We start from the raw sequence: 1,445 nt of genomic DNA on the forward strand, positions 1-1,445 counted from the left end.
TGGACTGACCCCATAAAGTTGGATGGTTCATATTAAGCGGCTCTCAGAGCCTGGGTTCGGTACTCTACCGGACTCAGGCCTTTTAATTTCAGGCTTATCCGCTCGTTGTTGTAGTAATGGATATAGTCCTCTACGGCTTTTCTTAGCGCACTGACACTCCTGAACTCCCTCAGATAAAAACACTCCGATTTCAGGGTCCCGAAGAAGTTTTCCATCACTGCATTATCCAGGCAGTTTCCTTTACGCGACATACTCTGCGTCATCCCATGCGCCTTTAAACGTTCCTGATAGCTCCTCATCCTGTAATGCCAGCCCTGATCCGAGTGCAGCAGCGGAGCATCTCCCGGTCTGAGCTTCGGGAACGCACCGTCCAGCATCGTATTCACCATCTCCATCACCGGCCTTTCCGACAGGCTGTAGGCGATAACCTCCCGGTTAAACAGATCGAGAACTGACGACAGGTAAAGCTTTTTTCCCTGTACCGGGAACTCTGTCACATCTGTTACCCATTTTTCGTTGGCTTTTGACGCACCGAAGTTCCGGCTCAGGATATTGGGCGCGGCCTCGCCCGTTCTCCCTTTCCAGGCACGATATTTTTTCGCCCTTATCACAGACCGGAGTGACAGTTCTGCCATCAGCCGCTGCACTGTTTTATGGTTTATCCGCAGCCCCTGTTTTCTCAGTGCGAGCGTGATCCTGCGGTAGCCATAACGACCTTTGTGATAGTGGTATATCTTCCTGATGTTCTCTTTAAGACCCGCATATCTGTCCCCTTGCTTCAGTGCATTCATATTGTAATACCACGTGCTACGGGACATACCGGCCGCCCGCAGAAGGTCCCGCAGAGCGTGTTCATGCCTTAGTTCACTGATTATCAGGGCTTTTTGCCATTTTTTTCGCTCTGAACCAAGGCTTTCAACTTTTTTAGATAGGCATTCTCTGCCCGCAGATAACGCAGTTCGGCCCTGAGCTCTTCGGGGGAGAGTTTTTCCAGCTCTTTATCTGTCAGTGGTGGGATATTTTTTGGCTTTGTCATTTGTCCGGGCCGTCCGCATTGCATGTTTAAAAGACCTTCCGCTCCGGCATCGTTGTACACGTCGAGCCAGCGCCGGACAAGTATTTCTGCGGAGAGATTAAACCGGGCAGCCGCTTCACGCATCGTCAGGCGGTCACTGATAACCGCCCGGACGACCACGAGTTTAAATTCATCGGAATAATGATTATTTTTTGCAGTCAGGCCTTCTGCACCGTGGAACTGCCATGCCCTGACCCAGCGACGGACAGATGTTCTTTCAATACCAAAAAGGTCGGCTGTACTCTGTTCTCCGTCTTTACCGGACAAATAATGATTAACCACAGCCAGTTTTGTTTCAGGGGAATACTTTGGTTTAGCCATAAAATTGCACCTTACTCAGTTGGGTGTCCAACTTTTGGGGTGCAGTCCA

General features: G+C 50.2%; 1 protein-coding gene. It reads right to left on the reverse strand.

The window, feature by feature from the left end; genetic code table 11:
• Nucleotides 1-32: 32 nt before the first annotated feature.
• Nucleotides 33-1,396, reverse strand: a protein-coding gene (locus HMPREF9538_RS31310; protein WP_085955203.1) for an IS3-like element ISKpn1 family transposase whose coding sequence is annotated in 2 segments (ribosomal slippage) — nt 33-928 and nt 928-1,396 — 1,365 coding nt in all. Because the reading frame shifts where the segments join, the coding sequence is not laid out codon by codon here.
• Between the last annotated feature and the right edge of the window lie 49 nt (nt 1,397-1,445).

The sequence above is a fragment of the Klebsiella sp. MS 92-3 genome, assembly GCF_000195655.1.
Taxonomy (GTDB): domain Bacteria; phylum Pseudomonadota; class Gammaproteobacteria; order Enterobacterales; family Enterobacteriaceae; genus Klebsiella; species Klebsiella pneumoniae.